Annotated in this window: 18 protein-coding genes and 1 tRNA gene; 8 read left to right on the top strand and 11 right to left on the bottom strand. The window is 34.7% G+C overall.

Annotation, left to right across the window (positions count from 1 at the left end):
• The first annotated feature begins 16 nt into the window (after positions 1–16).
• From rplI to CLAN_RS04170, 5 genes are read left to right on the top strand one after another with little or no spacing between them, the layout of a single operon-like run.
• On the top strand, positions 17–460 hold the full coding sequence (rplI, locus tag CLAN_RS04150; protein WP_086228992.1) for a 50S ribosomal protein L9: 444 nt from the start codon (positions 17–19) through the stop codon (positions 458–460).
• Positions 460–996, top strand: a complete 537-nt coding sequence (hslV, locus tag CLAN_RS04155; RefSeq protein WP_096013221.1) for an ATP-dependent protease subunit HslV — start codon at positions 460–462, stop codon at positions 994–996. The genes rplI and hslV overlap by 1 nt, the downstream gene beginning before the upstream one ends.
• A gap of 2 nt (positions 997–998) precedes the next feature.
• Positions 999–2,321: an HslU--HslV peptidase ATPase subunit gene (hslU, locus tag CLAN_RS04160; protein WP_100590666.1), complete on the top strand. Its 1,323-nt coding sequence runs from the start codon at positions 999–1,001 to the stop codon at positions 2,319–2,321.
• Positions 2,318–3,193 carry a GTPase Era gene (gene era, locus CLAN_RS04165; RefSeq protein ID WP_100590667.1) on the top strand — a complete coding sequence of 292 codons (876 nt, stop codon included), beginning with the start codon at positions 2,318–2,320 and terminating at the stop codon, positions 3,191–3,193. Before hslU ends, era begins: the two co-directional genes overlap by 4 nt.
• Complete coding sequence (locus CLAN_RS04170) at positions 3,194–4,210, top strand: bifunctional 3,4-dihydroxy-2-butanone 4-phosphate synthase/GTP cyclohydrolase II (protein WP_100590668.1); 1,017 nt, start codon at positions 3,194–3,196, stop codon at positions 4,208–4,210.
• Between the two features lie 723 nt (positions 4,211–4,933).
• On the opposite strand, the gene CLAN_RS04180 is transcribed toward CLAN_RS04170, so the two are convergent.
• The 9 genes from CLAN_RS04180 to CLAN_RS04220 are packed head-to-tail and all read right to left on the bottom strand — an operon-like array spanning position 4,934 to position 12,106.
• Positions 4,934–5,701 carry a pseudouridine synthase family protein gene (locus CLAN_RS04180; RefSeq protein WP_172618496.1) on the bottom strand — a complete coding sequence of 256 codons (768 nt, stop codon included), beginning with the start codon at positions 5,699–5,701 and terminating at the stop codon, positions 4,934–4,936.
• Positions 5,701–6,819 carry a lipid IV(A) 3-deoxy-D-manno-octulosonic acid transferase gene (gene waaA, locus CLAN_RS04185; protein ID WP_100590670.1) on the bottom strand — a complete coding sequence of 373 codons (1,119 nt, stop codon included), beginning with the start codon at positions 6,817–6,819 and terminating at the stop codon, positions 5,701–5,703. The genes CLAN_RS04180 and waaA overlap by 1 nt, the downstream gene beginning before the upstream one ends.
• Positions 6,816–7,529, bottom strand: a complete 714-nt coding sequence (locus CLAN_RS04190; RefSeq protein ID WP_096013215.1) for a zinc ribbon domain-containing protein — start codon at positions 7,527–7,529, stop codon at positions 6,816–6,818. The genes waaA and CLAN_RS04190 overlap by 4 nt, the downstream gene beginning before the upstream one ends.
• 14 nt (positions 7,530–7,543) lie before the next feature.
• The gene (locus tag CLAN_RS04195; protein WP_096024258.1) at positions 7,544–8,269 is read right to left on the bottom strand and encodes a Nif3-like dinuclear metal center hexameric protein; all 726 of its coding nucleotides are present in this window, start codon (positions 8,267–8,269) and stop codon (positions 7,544–7,546) included.
• On the bottom strand, positions 8,270–9,124 hold the full coding sequence (gene glyQ, locus CLAN_RS04200; protein ID WP_096013213.1) for a glycine--tRNA ligase subunit alpha: 855 nt from the start codon (positions 9,122–9,124) through the stop codon (positions 8,270–8,272).
• Positions 9,121–9,609, bottom strand: coding sequence for a DUF3972 domain-containing protein (locus CLAN_RS04205; RefSeq protein WP_096013212.1), 489 nt, complete (start codon positions 9,607–9,609; stop codon positions 9,121–9,123). The genes glyQ and CLAN_RS04205 overlap by 4 nt, the downstream gene beginning before the upstream one ends.
• A complete protein-coding gene (purE, locus tag CLAN_RS04210) occupies positions 9,606–10,112 on the bottom strand; it encodes a 5-(carboxyamino)imidazole ribonucleotide mutase (protein ID WP_096013211.1) in 507 nt (168 codons plus the stop codon). Before purE ends, CLAN_RS04205 begins: the two co-directional genes overlap by 4 nt.
• A complete protein-coding gene (locus tag CLAN_RS04215) occupies positions 10,113–11,381 on the bottom strand; it encodes a peptidase U32 family protein (RefSeq protein ID WP_096017227.1) in 1,269 nt (422 codons plus the stop codon).
• Complete coding sequence (locus CLAN_RS04220; RefSeq protein ID WP_096015974.1) at positions 11,378–12,106, bottom strand: chemotaxis protein; 729 nt, start codon at positions 12,104–12,106, stop codon at positions 11,378–11,380. Before CLAN_RS04220 ends, CLAN_RS04215 begins: the two co-directional genes overlap by 4 nt.
• 155 nt (positions 12,107–12,261) lie before the next feature.
• Here CLAN_RS04220 and CLAN_RS04225 point away from each other — a divergent pair.
• From CLAN_RS04225 to glnA, 3 genes are all read left to right on the top strand, one after another.
• A tRNA-Arg gene (locus tag CLAN_RS04225) sits at positions 12,262–12,338 on the top strand.
• A gap of 107 nt (positions 12,339–12,445) precedes the next feature.
• Positions 12,446–13,225 (top strand): histidinol-phosphatase, encoded by a 780-nt coding sequence (locus CLAN_RS04230; RefSeq protein ID WP_096017955.1) that lies wholly within the window; start codon positions 12,446–12,448, stop codon positions 13,223–13,225.
• A gap of 87 nt (positions 13,226–13,312) precedes the next feature.
• A complete protein-coding gene (glnA, locus tag CLAN_RS04235; RefSeq protein WP_086241308.1) occupies positions 13,313–14,740 on the top strand; it encodes a type I glutamate--ammonia ligase in 1,428 nt (475 codons plus the stop codon).
• 219 nt (positions 14,741–14,959) lie between these two features.
• Here the strand turns inward: glnA and acpS are convergent, their stop codons facing one another.
• On the bottom strand, positions 14,960–15,307 hold the full coding sequence (acpS, locus tag CLAN_RS04240) for a holo-ACP synthase (protein ID WP_096013207.1): 348 nt from the start codon (positions 15,305–15,307) through the stop codon (positions 14,960–14,962).
• Positions 15,304–15,813, bottom strand: a complete 510-nt coding sequence (gene fliL / locus CLAN_RS04245; RefSeq protein ID WP_096013206.1) for a flagellar basal body-associated protein FliL — start codon at positions 15,811–15,813, stop codon at positions 15,304–15,306. Before fliL ends, acpS begins: the two co-directional genes overlap by 4 nt.
• Positions 15,814–15,839: the final 26 nt, after the last annotated feature.

Consider the following 15,839-nt stretch of genomic DNA (forward strand, 5'->3'; position numbering starts at 1 on the left):
AATTTAAAGGAAAAATATGAAAGTACTACTAATAAAAGATGTCAAAGGTCTAGGCAAGGCCGGAGAGGTAAAAGATGTAAAAGATGGCTATGGCAATAATTTTTTAATAGGCAAAGGATATGCTAAGGCTGCCACAGACGCTGTTTTAAGGCAGTGGGAAGCCGCTAAGAGAAATGAAGCCCAAATTAAAGAATATGAGATTAGCCAAAATGAGAAGTTAAAAGATGAGTTAGCTGGGGTTAAAATCACTATAAAAACAAAATTAGGCGCCAATGGAAGCCCATTTGGTAGCATTACCAAAGATGAGATAGCAAAAGCATTAAAAGAGCAAAAAGGCTATGAAATAGACAAAAAATCCCTAGAATGTGATAATATCAAATCACTTGGTGAGCATGAAATTTCAGTAAAATTAACCCATCAAATTCACGCTAAATTTAAGATTGAAATAGTAGGTGAGTAATGTTTCATGCGACAACGATATTGGCTTACAGGGGCGATGATGCCGCAGTTATAGGTGGTGATGGTCAAGTAAGCTTTGGTTCTACAATTTTAAAAGGCAATGCTGTTAAGATAAGAAAGCTATATGGCGGGAAAATTTTAGCCGGATTTGCTGGTTCTACTGCTGATGCGTTTAATCTTTTTGATATGTTTGAGAGAATTTTGGATGGGGTTAAGGGTGATCTGTTAAAAGCTGTTATTGAATTTAGCAAAGAGTGGCGAAAAGATAAGGTTTTAAGAAAACTTGAAGCTATGATGCTAGTATTAAATAGGGAGCATATATTTTTGCTTAGTGGTAATGGCGATGTAGTTGAGCCAGAAGATGGCAAGATAGCTGCTATCGGAAGTGGTGGAAACTACGCACTTTCAGCTGCTAGAGCATTGGATAAATTTGGCTCACTTGATAGTGAAGAGCTAGTAAAACAGAGCCTTAAAATAGCCGGAGAGATATGTATCTATACAAACACAAATATAAAAACTTATAAATTAACGGATTAGAGATGAATTTAACACCAAAAGATATAGTAAAATTTTTAGATGATTATGTAATTGGTCAAAATGATGCTAAAAAGGTTATCGCTATTGCGCTTCGTAATCGCTATAGGCGTATGCAATTACCAAGCAATATCCAAGATGATATAGTGCCTAAAAATATCTTAATGATAGGCTCAACCGGTGTTGGCAAAACTGAGATCGCAAGACGCCTTTCAAAACTATTTGGGTTGCCTTTTATCAAAGTCGAAGCTAGTAAATATACAGAAGTTGGCTTTGTAGGTAGAGATGTAGAGTCGATGATAAGAGACTTAGCGATGGCGGCGCTAAATTTAGTCAAGCAAGAGCATAGAGAGAAAAATAGTGATAAAATAGAAGAGTATATAGAAAAGAGAATTCTAGAAAAGCTCCTTCCACCGCTACCAAATGGCGCAACTGATGAGAAAAAAGAGCAGTATGAAATCAGCTATGAGAAGATGAAACAAAAGCTAAGAGATGGCAAACTTGATGACCTTACAATCGAGATTGAAGTAGATCAATCGAGCTTTGAAGCTGGGGCGAATTTGCCACCTGATATGGCAGCTATGCAAGAGAGCTTTATCAAAGTTATAGGTATCACAAATAAAAAAGTAAAAAAAGAGCTAAAAGTAAAAGATGCCAAAGAGAGTCTAAAAAACGAAGCTAGTGAAAAAATCTTAGATATGGATAGTATCAAATCAGAAGCCCTAAAAAGAGCGCAAAATGAGGGAATTATATTTATCGATGAGATTGACAAAGTAGCTGTGAGTAGCTCAAGCTCAACACGCCAAGACCCTAGCAAAGAAGGAGTCCAAAGAGATCTATTGCCTATTGTAGAAGGTAGCGATGTAACAACCAAATTTGGCACTATAAAGACAGATCATATACTATTTATCGCTGCTGGGGCGTTTCATATCTCTAAGCCAAGCGATCTAATCCCTGAATTACAAGGTAGATTTCCACTTCGTGTAAGCTTAGATAGTTTGGATGAAAATGCCCTATATGAGATCTTAACCAAGCCTAAAAATTCACTTTTAAATCAATATAAAGCACTTTTAAGCGTAGAAGAAGTTGATCTTGAATTTAGCGATGATGCTCTTAGACAGATAGCCAAATTAACACAAAACACCAACCAAAAAGTCGAAGATATCGGCGCTAGAAGACTACACACGGTTATTGAGAAGCTACTTGAGGATATTAGCTTTGATGCTGATAATTATAAGGGGCAAAAATTTATAGTAACTAAAGAGTTAGTAGATGAAAAATTAGGTGAAATTTGTCAAGACGAAGATAGAGCAAAGTATATACTATGAGAAGCGGGTTTATAACCTTAATAGGCAGGACAAATGCCGGCAAAAGCAGTCTTTTAAACTACTTGCTAGATCATAAAATTTCTATGGTATCGCACAAGCAAAATGCCACTAGGCGTAAAATTTTAGGCATTGTGATGCATGATGATAATCAAGCGATATTTATAGATACGCCTGGACTACACGATAGTAGCAAGGCGTTAAATAAATTTATGATACAAAGTGCTATAAAATCACTAGGTGATGCGGATGTTGTTGTCTTTGTAGCAAGCGTGTTTGATAGCGTGGAAAATTATGAAAAATTCTTAAATTTAAATAGCCCCCTACCCCATATAATCACACTAACTAAAATAGATGAAGTTAGCCAAGATAAGCTATTTAAAAAACTAAATGAGTATCAAAAATACTCAAATAATTTTCAAGCCATCATCCCAATCACAATCAAAAAACAAGCTTACAAAAAGATCTTTTTAGACGCTCTTATACCGCTTTTGCCTGAGCATCCACACTACTATGATCCTGAGTTTATCACCACAACAAATGAAAAAGATATATATAGAGATTTTATCTTAGAAGCGATATTTGAGTGCGTAAGCCAGGAGATTCCATATAGCTCTGATGCCATAATATCAAAGGTAAAACAGAGCGATATCTTAGAAATTCAAGCCAAAATAGTAACCGATAACGCTCATCACAAAGCTATTTTAATAGGTAAAAATGGAGCCACAATCAAGCGTATAGGCATCGTAGCTCGTAAAATCATAAGCAAATTTAGCAATCAAAAGGTCTTTATAAAATTAAGCGTAGAGGTGGATAAAAACTGGCACACAAATGAAAATAGCATTAAAAAATATTTAGATATAAAAGGTAATTAAATGTCATTTAATAGAGTTTTACAAGCCATAGAAGATATAAAAAGTGGCAAAATGATAGTTATGGTAGATGATGAAGATAGAGAAAACGAAGGTGATATCGTCTTTTCAGCAGCATTTAGTGATGTCCAAAAGGTAAATTTCATGATTACTCACGCTAGAGGCGTTGTATGTACGCCACTTAGCAAAGAATTAGCTGATAAATTCGAATTATATCCGATGGTTGGGGCCAATACTAGCTCTCATGAGACAGCATTTACAATAAGCATTGACGCTAAAAAAGCCACAACTGGAGTTAGCGCATATGAAAGAGATATGACAATCAAAATGCTAGTTGATGGCTCTACAAAGGCTAGTGATTTTGTAAGGCCTGGGCATATATTTCCCCTCATTGCCAAAAGTGGCGGTGTGCTAGAGAGAACTGGGCATACTGAAGGAAGCATAGATTTATGCAAGTTAGCTGGATTAGCCCCTGTGTCTGTGATTTGCGAAATAGTAAATGATGATGGGACAATGGCTAGGCGTGATGATTTGGAGAAATTTTGCGATAAATTTGGATTAAATATGGTTAGTATCGCCGAAATAATTGAGTATAGATTACACCACGAAAAATTAATTAGCGTTAGTAATCTTGGTAGATCACAAATCGCTGGTAAAAATGCCGACAAATACAGCATTACAGATCACTTAGGCAATACTCATTATGCGTTTATTTTTAACAAAATAGAGCCAATAACAAATGTGAAATTTCACAAGATAAAAGATGATATTGAGCTATTAAATTCTCATAAATTTGATGAGTTTGTCTCTCATATTGAATTGCTCGATCAAAAAGGCGGAATATTGATATTCTTAGCCGGTAAAGAAGATGATAGCAATCTAATCAAAAATTATGGCATAGGCGCACAAATCTTAAAATACTTCGGCGCTAGCGATATCAAAATCCTAAGCTCAAGCGAATTTAAAGAATTTGTAGCTATTAAAGGCTTTGGGCTTAATATTATCAATCAAAAGAGCTAATTGCTCTTTTGGCTGTTAGGTTTATTGAATTTGAGCTATTTTACCATTTTTATCACGAAATAATATAATATAAATTTCATGTCAAAATCACAAAATACCGCCATAAAACTCTAAAACCACAAATTCTGTGATACAGCGCCAAGCCCTACCCCAAAACCCAAATTTGATCCCAAAACACAAATCTCACCCATAAAACACAAATCTCACCCCAAAGCACAAAATTTAGCAAGCAAATTTCATATCCAAATGCCAATTTTTTTACTATTAAGCTCCGAATTTCACCGCAAAAACTCAAATCTACACAGCTTTGATACAATCCCGCATCAAATCTCGCCAATCCCTCCCGCTATAAACCTTAAAATCAAACCAAAAAAAACCAAATTTTACCCCAAAATACCAAATCCAAAAGCAAGGCTCCAACGCAGCATAGAGAGATCCGCAGCTTAAGAATTTAGCAGAGTTCGCACCCTCACCTTTTTTTACCTTAGGCAATCTTGGCTAATATATTTCAAATTTAATCTATAATTTTGCTATGATTACGCGGTTTTGGATTTTAAAGTACGTATTTGCCCCGCCTCCAAAATCCTAAAAGAAATCCTAAAAGAAATCCTAAAAGAAATCCTAAAAGAAATCCTAAAAGAAATCCTAAAAAAGCTAAATTTAATATTCAATCACACAAATTCAGAGCTTCTTAACCTTTAAATTTATTAAAATCATTAAATATCATATATTTCTTAAAAATCCCTTATCAATCTGCTCAAATCCTTGATCAAAAAATCCACTATCAGGCTCAGCAAAAAACTCATAATCAAAAATCACACTTTTCAAACTATGTAAATATAGCCTTTTAGCACTACTCTTAGCATATTTTTCATCACCGATAATCCCAAAGCCACTGCTAGCTAAATGGGCTCTAATCTGATGAGTCCTGCCAGTTTCTATATCCACCTTTAAAAGAGATTTTTTGCCCTCGACTGCTATTGGAGTGATGTGGGTTATAGCTTGTTTGCCGTTTTTTAAATCTATCTTTGTATAGGCTCCAGATTTTGTTCTTATAGTGCTTAGTGGTTGATCGATACTCAAATTTTCACACACTATACCTTTAATTATAGCCAAATAGGTTTTTCTCACCCTATTTTGCGAAAACTCTCTAATGGCTCTTTTTTGAAAATCTTCGTTTTTATATAGCATTATTACACCGCTAGTCTCTTTATCCAAACGATTTAGTAGTGGAAACTTAAATATCTCGGCGATCTTTTCACTCGTGATAAAAGGCGGTTTGTTGATTGCGATTATATTTTCATCTTCAAAAATTTTAGTTGGCTTTGATAATTTTGTGATTTTAAATTTCGCACTCTCTTTTAATAGCCCCCTAGCTAGCACTACCCTTTGCCCACCTACACTTACTAGTCCAGCATCGATTAGCTCTTTGGCTTCATTGTTTGAAATTCCCTCTTGTATAGCCAAAAGTTTATAAGCCTTTTCCATCATTATCCCTTTATCTCTTTTATAATCTCATTTAAATCACATATATTTGTGATTTTTGTATTTTGTAAATTTGAATTTAACTTATCCCAGACATTATCGTATGAGCAAAACTCTATCCCACTTACAGCTCTATATAGATCTTTTTGATTATGGATATACTCTCCGCTTAGAATTTTACACCCAAACTGAGCCGCCTCTATAGGATTATGCCCGCCAATCCCCTTTTCAAAGCTACCGCAAAGCACGACAATATCAGCAATTTGATATAAATTAACCAACTCTCCAAGAGTATCTACAAGGATAATTTGTGATCTTAACCCCATATTATCGCTAAATTTTTCAAAGCTCATATCGCTTTTGATACTATCTTTTATAATTTTATAGACACTATCAAATCTCTCAGGATGCCTTGGAGCTATAAAAAGTTGATCATTGAGGGATAAATTTAAATTTTTAAGCAGATTTATCTCTTCATTTTCGTGCGAACTAGCTATGATTATAACTCTTTTATCTGGCTTTACATAGCGTTTAGATGGTTTTACCAAGTTGGCCGATTTGATATTACCTACAACCTTGATATTTTTCGCACCAAGCCTAGATAGGCGATCTTTGTCTATATCGCTTTGAGCCAACACCAAATCCACATATTTAAAAAGATATTTGTAATAAAATTTAAATCTTAAATAATTTTTATAACTTTTATCGCTAATTCTAGCATTTAGAAGTATAGTTTTGCTCTTATTTAGCTTAGCGACTTTAAACAAATTTAGCCACAATTCAGCTTCAAAAACTATCAAAACATCAGCCTTCACCCACCAAAAAGGCAAAAAGCACTCAAAAGGCAAAAACCTACAATCAGCATATCTGCTCGCACGATCAAAGCCAGTTTGAGTAATCACACTAACCCTACAATCTCCTAACTTCTCAACCAAAGGCTCAATGGCGCAAGCCTCGCCAAAGCTACAGAGATGAAAGTGATATTTAGCAAATTTAGGTTTTGGATTTTTAAATAAGAAAAATCTCGCCTTTATACTACGGACAAACTTTTGCTTAAAACTCAATAACCACAAAAACGGCGATAAAATTAGAAGCAAAAGTGCCGTAAATAGAGTATATATCACTCCTCTATTGTCTCTTTATAGAGAATTCTTCCACAATGCGGACATGTAGTGATATCGTCGCTTTTAATTATATGAGCGTAGGTTTTATCATTTATTCTCATAAAACAGCCATAACAAGCCTGTTTTCTTACTGGCACAACGGCTGTATTTCTAGCCCATTTGCGAATTTTTTCATAAAATGTTAATATTTTTTGATTCATATCAGCTAGCAATTTCTCTTTTTGAGCATAAATTTTACTTCTTTCATCTTCAATATTTTTTAATTGATCCGCAACTTCGCTATTTAGGCCTTCAAGATCGCTTTGAGCTTGAGTTTTTTTCAGCTCAAGCTCAGATTTTAATAGATTTTTGCTATCAATAATTCTCTCAAGTCTATTTATCTCTTCATTTGCTGCTTCAAGCTGATCTTTGGCTAAATCCTCTTCTAAATTCAGCGCTTTTATCTCTTTTTCACTTTTTACTGCTGAAGTTTTTTTGCTAATATCTTTAATCTTGGTGTTAAATTCATTTATATGGGAATTAGTATTAGAGATTTGAGTTTTTAACTCTGATATTTCGTTATTAACTTTCTCTATATTTTCATCTATAGCTGCTATTTCGTCTTTTTTGAGTTGTAAATTTCTATTTATACTCTCAATTTGTGGCGCATAGTTATCAATTTTTTGATCTATTTGCGATAAATTTACAAGTTGTTGTAGATACTTATTCATTGATTTCCTTTTAGTTATCTGTATTCAAATGGATTTATTGAATTCGTGATTTTAGCAAAAAGATTAAATTTTTGCAAGTTAAATGCCAACGACTCCCCAAAATATCGCTCACTTTCAAAGTGATTAATATCAATTAAACTAAGCGAATTTTCATAAGATTCAAGCGCCGTATGATACTTAAAGTCTCCACTTAAGAAGCAATCTGTATCAAAACTACCAATCAACTCACTTCCACTTCCAGTACAAAGCGCTGCGGTTTTGATAAAATCACAACGCTTTACAACTCTCAAAGTGTTTAATCCTAATTTAGATTTAACCTTAGCTACAAACTCTTCAAAATCCTGATTTACTTCAAATTTTAAGATAAAATCACCATATTGCTTATAGTTTTTATATCCTAAAATTTCACCCAAAACAAATTTATTTAAAACCACCTTATCATAATTAGTATGCATAGAGATTAAGCTAATATCCTTTTTAATCATCTCTTTAATTAAATTTGATGGATATTTACCGCTATCAATTCTCTTTAAACCTTTAAAAATCAGCGGATGATGTGTGATAAAAAGAGTTTTAGGCTCTGCCTTAGCTACGATATGACTATCCAAATCCAAGCTAAGCACAATATCATCAAATTCATCACTCATACTACCTATTATCAATCCAGAATTATCCCAACTCTCTTGCAGTTCAAAGGGTGCTATGCTATCTAAAATAGCGTAAATTTCAGATATTTTCACCTATTTTAAGCTCTCTTTATAAGCCAAAGCACACCCCTTAGCTAGCTCTCTAATCTTAAGGATATAATCTTGCCTTTGCGTAACACTGATCGCCCCACGAGCATCAAGCACATTAAAAGTATGTGCCGCAAGCATACAATAATCATATGCTGGAAGTGCCAATCCATGCTCTAAAATCGCCTTACACTCACTAGAATAAGACTCAAACCACTCAAATAATTTAGTAGTATCAGCAATTTCAAAGTTATATTTGCTAAATTCAAATTCACCTTGCTTATGGACATCGCCGTAAGTTATCACATTGCCATTATGCTCATCCCAGATGATATCATAGACACTATCTTTATCTTGTAGATACATAGCCAATCTCTCAATTCCGTATGTTACTTCAGCGCTGATTAACTCGCATGGTATTCCACCAACTTGCTGAAAATATGTAAATTGAGTTACCTCCATACCATCTAGCCAAACTTCCCAGCCTAGGCCCCACGCACCAAGAGTCGGACTCTCCCAATTATCTTCAACAAATCTAATATCATGCTTTTTAAGATCCAAACCAAGTCTTTCTAAACTCTTTAAATATAACTCTTGGATATTTTTTGGACTTGGTTTCATTATCACTTGAAATTGATAGTAGCTGCCAAGCCTGTTTGGATTTTCGCCATATCTTCCATCAGTTGGGCGTCTAGATGGCGCCACATAGGCTACATTCCACGGCTTATCACCTAAAGAGCGTAAAAATGTAGCTTGATGATAAGTCCCAGCACCAGCTGGCATATCATAAGGTTGGACGATAATACAGCCTTGCTCATTCCAATACTGCTGTAAGGTTAAGATTATCTGGCTAAATGTCATAAATTTCCTTTATTGTCATTAAAATTCTCTATTGCTTTATTCCACATTAGCTTATATTTTCTCTTTAAAAACTCAACCTCTTCTTGAGCCAATTTAAGCTGATTAGTAAGCGTCTCTACTGTTTTTCTATCTTCATCATATAGCTCTTGCATAGAGTATAGAGCCTCTTTTAGAAATTTATTTTCATTTCTAAGCGCATCTAGGGTTTCATCTTTGGCATCTAAGACTTTTTCGTGTAAATTTAAGATAGTTCCGATGGTTTTTTCTACAAAGCTCTCGCCAGGCAAGGTGTGATTCTCGCTATTTATCACCATCTCGCCACTACTTGTTGGGACTACGCTCATGGTGCCTTCATTGGCTTCGATATAGACAATATCATTATCTATTTTTGTATTCAAAGCGCCTCTTTCGATCATACCATCTACAACTTCACGCTTTAAATGAACTAGCTGACAAAACTCATCAATAGCTAGATATGTCTTCATTTAGCACCACCTAGAAGAACCTCGATCTTTTTAGAATCTGCTTCTAATGATTTTGCTTGTTTCTCTCTATCTTCTCTTAGTTTTATAGCTAAATTTTCATCACTTAAGGCTAAAATTTGTATTGCTAAATAAGCGGCATTTTTGGCTCCGGCTTTGCCAATTGCTAGAGTTGCTACTGGCATACCAGCTGGCATTTGAACAGTAGAATATAAGGCATCTACACCATTAAGAGCAGATCCACCCATCGGCACACCAATAACTGGCTTGATAGTATAAGCCGCCACCGCTCCAGCTAGATGAGCCGCCATACCAGCTGCACATATAAATATAGCCGCCCCTTTGGCATCTGCTTCTTCTACATATGTGCGAGTTCTAGTTGGGCTTCTGTGAGCTGAGCTAATAATCATCTCATATTTAACATCAAATTCTTCTAAAATTTTAGCCGTTTCGCTAATAATCTCATAATCGCTCTTACTACCCATTATAATGCTTACAAATTTCATCTACTCTCCTTTTACAATCTCTTTACGCAAAAAGCTAAATTTAGGCAATTTAATAGGAAGCTTAATCTCATTTTCATTTCCACTATGAATTTCATCAAATTCCTTGCCTTTCAAGCTTATTAATTTTTTAAATTTAATATAGTATTTTTCATCTTTTTTATAGATGCTACCTAACTCATTTTCAATGATATTTATATCTGAATTTAATGGGGCAAATATCTCGTATTCGTGCTTTGTGTCTATTTTAAATTTAGTCTTAAAGCTATCACCATCAATGCTAATAGCATGAACTTGATGGGTGCCTTCTTCTATGCTATTTATGTGATTTTGTGTATCGTCTCTCTCAAATGGCTTGTGGATCAAATAACCATCGCTAAAGCCTCTATTTTTCAAGGTATTTAGCTCCGCTTCATAAATTTCAGCTCTAAAATTTCCAGATATAGCATCATCAATAGCCATTCTATAAGCCTTGGTAGCGCAAGCTGCGTAATACTCACTTTTAGTACGGCCTTCTATCTTCAAACTATCTATAGCTTGAGTTTTGATAATTCTCTCTATATGCTTAATTAAATTTAGATCTTTGGAATTCATTATATGTGTGCCATGCTCATCCTCTTCTAAACGAAATAAAGCGCCATTTTCAGGACTCTTAGCATATAATTCATAGTTAAATCTACAATCATTAGCACAACTTCCACGATTGCTTAATCTACCGCTTTGGACAGCCGAAACCAAACACCTACCAGAGTATGCAAAACACATTGAACCATGACAAAATATCTCTAATTCCAAGCTTGGCACCATCTCTTTTATAAGCACCGCATCCTTCAAGCTCATCTCACGAGCTGCGACAATCCTACTAGCGCCCATATCATGGTAAATTTGAGCATCTAGATAGTTCATCACATTAGCTTGAGTAGATAGATGTATCTCTATATTTGGAGCGATCTCTTTAGCAAGTTTCATAACCCCAGGCGTAGCGATTATAAAGGCATCAACGCCAAATTCGCTAATTGTTTTGATATGTTTTTTGAGATTATCAAGTTGAGTATTATATGGAAATCCATTGACCGTAGCATAAAATTTAGCACCATTTTCGTGTGCTAATCTCACGCCCTCTTCAAAACTCTCAAGATCAAATTCCTTCGCACTTCTTTGACGCAAAGAGAAATTACCCACACTCGCATATACTGCATCAGCCCCATAAGCTAAAGCGATTTTAAGCTTAGTTAAATTCCCAGCTGGGCTTAAAAGTTCAGGTTTTTTCACTTTTGACCCAATGAGTTGATTAAAGCTTCGATATCAGCATTACTTACAACATTTTCAGTAGTGGTATCGCCTTCAATATGTATAGCAGATCCAACACGCTTATCATCATCAATTTTACCCTCAAATAAGCTACTCATATACTTGCTCAAAGCACGCATTACATTTATAACTCTCTCGATTTTTTGGCGGTGGATATCTTGATATTGCATCATATCCATTGTCATCATAACTTCATCTTGGCCCATTTGAAGGCTACTTATAACATTATCTAGCTTATCATTTAAGCCTTTATTTAACTCCAAAAGCTCAGAAAATGCCACTACGCTAGGGAATTTAGCGTGTAAATTCTCAAATATTTCTATATTTTTTGATATATCTGTTTTGATATCGTTTGTGATGCCCTCAGCATCAGCACAAAATCCATTGATAGTTTCAAGTTTATCAAACATCTCAGTGGCTTTTTTCTCCGAATCTTTAGTAACATCATCAAGCTGATGGACGACTTTATGGTCATCTGTTGGTGGTGGTGGTGGCCAAGCGCTTGTAGAGCTTACCCTATAATTATCATGTGTAACGATATGACCATCATCTTGAATCACGCTATCAGCATCATCTTTTGGATCTGCTTCTTCATTATCAAGTCCGATATTATCTATATTATCAATGCTATTGCCTAAATCACTCAAGTCATCGGCCATTAAAGCATCTAACTCCTCTTGTGTCATAAGAACTCCTTAAGAACATAATTGCGTGATTGTATCTAAATTTAGATAAATTTTGCTTTACATTGTGAAATTCATATAAAATTAAAAAAAATATTTTTAATTTTTGCTAATTTTAAGAAATTATTTTGTATAATTCCATCTCTTAATTTACTAGTGCGCTCTTAGCTCAGCTGGATAGAGCATTTGATTGCGGTTCAAAAGGTCAGAGATTCGAATTCTCTAGGGCGCACCATTTTATTATCTAAAATTTATTATCCAAGATTTTTTATTATTTAAATTTATATTTAATATTTTATTCTGTATAATTAGCTTAAATTTTCACTATTTCAAAGGTAATTTATGATTGTAGATCTACACAACCACACACCGCTGTGCAATCACGCTACTGGGACACCTATTGATTATGCTAGAGCTGCTTTTAATCAAGGGTGTAAATATTATGGATTTAGCGATCACGCTCCGATGGATTTTGACCAAAAATATAGAATGAGCTTTAAAGATATGGATGACTATAAGGAGTCAATTGAGATGCTTAAGGCTGAATTTAAGGGCAAAATGGAGATATTATTTGGCTATGAGGTGGATTATTTACCTGGCTTTATAGATGATAGAGTGATGAGTTCTAAGGTTGATTATTTCATTGGTTCGGTTCATTTTTTAAATGGTTGGGGCTTTGATAATCCTGAGTTTATAGGCGAATATAAAAATAGAGATATTGATCAAATTTATATAGACTATTTTGAGGCCATAACAGATATGGCAAGATATGGTAAATTCGATATTGTTGGCCATATAGATCTAATCAAAGTTTTTAATTACAAACCAAAAAAAGATATCAAAATCATTGCTAGCAAAGCTTTAAAAGAGATTAAAAAAAGCGGTATGAGCGTTGAGTTAAATAGCGCTGGACTTCGCAAGCCAGTAGGCGAAATTTACCCCGGAGATGAGATATTAGAGATGATGGCTCAAATGGGGATTGATATCACTCTTTCAAGCGATGCGCACTCTGTAGAGCAAGTTGGTTTAAATATGGATAAAACTATACAAAAAGCTAAAAAATTTGGCTATAACGAGGTTGTGATATATCAAAATCGTGATAAAAAGATGATAAAAATTTAAAATAGTATGGATTTCAATATAAATTTAAAATTAAAATTGATATTTTATGCTATAATTTCAAAATTTTAATTTTTAAGGAGTTTGCCTATGGGTAGATTTGTTAATAGCGTTGATGAATTTTTTGAATATTGTGATGAAAATGAAGTTAAATTTGTAGATTTTCGCTTTACTGATCTCAAAGGAACATGGCACCATGTATCATATAATATAAAAGCAATTAATAAAGATTCTTTTAATGGAATTCCATTTGATGGTAGCTCAATTGATGCGTGGCAGCCTATACATAAATCAGATATGATGCTTATACCTGATGTTGAGACTGCATTTTTAGATCCATTTACCGCTGATACAACTATTATTGTAATATGCGATGTTTATGATATTTATAAAAATGATCTATATGAGAAGTGCCCTCGCTCAATTGCTAAAAAAGCTATGCAACACTTAAAAGAGAGCGGAATCGGTGATGTAGCGTATTTCGGGCCTGAAAATGAGTTTTTTGTCTTTGATAATGTCAGAATTATAGACAAACAAAACTGCGCAATGTATGAAGTAGATACCGAAGAAGGCGAATGGAATGATGCTAAAGACTATAAAGATGGTTATAATAGCGGCCATCGCCCAAGAGCGCAAGGTGGATACTATCCAGTTCAGCCAATTGACTCAATGGTGGATTTAAGGGCTGAAATGGTAAATGTATTGGAGCAAGTTGGTCTTGAAACCTTTGTTGTTCATCATGAAGTCGCTCAAGGCCAAGGCGAAATCGGTGTGAAATTTGGAACATTAGTAGAAGCTGCTGATAATGTACAAATTTATAAATATATAGTCAAAATGGTAGCTCATTTAAATGGCAAAACGGCTACATTTATGCCAAAACCTCTATATGGCGATAATGGTAGTGGTATGCATGTCCATCAAAGTATATGGAAAGATGGCAAAAATCTATTCTATAAAGCTGGAACATACGCAAATTTAAGCGATATGGCTAGATGGTATATAGGTGGCGTGCTAAAACACGCTAGAAGCGTTGCTGCATTTACCAATCCAAGCACAAATAGTTACAAAAGATTAATTCCTGGCTTTGAAGCACCAAGCATTCTTACATACTCTTGCCAAAATAGAAGTGCTAGTTGTAGAATTCCTTATGGCTCTGGTGAAAAGAGTGTAAGAGCTGAGTTTAGATTTCCTGATAGCACCGCTTGTCCATATCTAGCATTTGCTGCGATGCTAATGGCAGGACTTGATGGTATCAAAAACAAAATTGAGCCAGTAGGGCCAATGGATGAAGATCTGTTTGAGCTTACTTTAGATGAGATTAGAGAGCGTGGAATTGAGCAATTGCCGCATACTTTAAGGGGAAGCTTAGAAGCTGTAATCCGTGATAATAAATATCTAAGTGCGATTATGACAGAGCACTTCATTGAAACTTACCAACACTATAAATTCGAAACTCAAGTATGGCCATATGAGCAACGCCCTACTCCATTTGAGTTTAAAACAGTATATTCATGCTAATTAGCAGATCCATTGGGTTTATAATCCAGTGGATCAATCCATCTTTATAATTTTTAAATTTATAAGCAAAATAAAATTTTTAATATACAAATCAAATTTAAATTCACAATACTATACAAATGATAAATTTGTTCAATACCAAATAGTAAAAATATAAATTTAATTTTCAATGATATTGGAATATAAAATTGATAATTTCACAATCCATTTAAGCAGTATTTAACGCTCGATTATCACCGCAGCGATAGCAAATCCACCATCGTGGGTAATGCTAAGAGATGAGCTTTTGATACCAAATTTAGAAATTATATGAGAAGCGAATTTAATCTTTGGGGCGCCTTTATTATCTTTGTAAATGATAGCATCGCTAAAGCCAAACTCCGCCCCAATGCCACAACCAAGGGCCTTGCTAATAGCCTCTTTAGCAGCCCAAAAACCAGCTATAGTAGCACTATTTTTAGCAAGTTCAATCTCGCTATTATTTAAAAATCTACGCAAAAATAGGTCGCCGTGCCTACTCTTAGCAGCAGCGATCCTATCTATACTTACGATATCAATGCCTATCATTGGACAATGAAATCAGTGAAAAATACATTTTTGATATATCCATCTCTTAGGACTTCATTTATTCTAGTTACTAATTCATCTTTGAGACGCTCTTTGCCTTTGGCTGTGCTTACATCTTCATAAGTTTTAGCCGATAGACTTCTAATGATTATATCTCTAATCAACGCTTGTTTTTTGTCGATTTCTGGGCTTAGAGTCTCCTCGCTTAATTCCAAATTCATAGTAGTTTTAAGATATCTAGTACCACTCTCACTAAGCAAATTCACAACATATTGCTCCATTGGATAGACAGGCCCAATATTGAAAAAATCATTTGAGCGTTGCTTTGGTGCTGCTTGTGTAGTAGGGACATTTGCGGCTTGAGCGACTTGTTTATCATTGCCACCACTCATCAAAAGCATAACAACAATCACACCTATAATCAACAAAAAGACAACCACACCTATAATAGCAATTAGCACCACTGGGCTTTTTTTGCTCTCTAGCTTAATATCTTCATCAGCCATTTTATCTCCTTTAATTATCAAATTTA

The organism is Campylobacter lanienae NCTC 13004 (genome assembly GCF_002139935.1).
Taxonomy (GTDB): domain Bacteria; phylum Campylobacterota; class Campylobacteria; order Campylobacterales; family Campylobacteraceae; genus Campylobacter; species Campylobacter lanienae.